This is a genomic window from Priestia sp. SIMBA_032 (assembly GCF_046535215.1).
Taxonomy (GTDB): Bacteria; Bacillota; Bacilli; order Bacillales; family Bacillaceae_H; genus Priestia; species Priestia aryabhattai.
The window spans coordinates 1-248 of the sequence record NZ_JAWRXD010001262.1; the positions used below are offsets into that span (position 1 = coordinate 1).

General features: G+C 39.1%; 1 protein-coding gene. It reads left to right on the plus strand.

Translation table 11 applies throughout. The features are described from left to right. Window positions 1-248: SAM-dependent methyltransferase (locus SB717_RS38385; protein ID WP_486360817.1), on the plus strand; the 248-nt coding region annotated here is incomplete at both ends.

Sequence of the window (248 nt, forward strand, 5' to 3'; positions counted from 1 at the left end):
GTTGAGGCAGTAGCTGAGCAATATCATGTAATTCCGCTTCCTGGAGCAAATGCAGCCCTTACAGCATTAATTGCATCCGGTCTTGAAACAAAGCAGTTTTATTTCTATGGTTTCTTGCAGAGAAACAAAAAGGAACGGAAGATGGAGTTAGAAAAGCTTCGTTATGTACAAACTACAATGATGTTTTATGAAGCGCCTCATCGTTTAGATGATACTTTAATTTCGATGCAGGAAGTGTTGGGAAATAG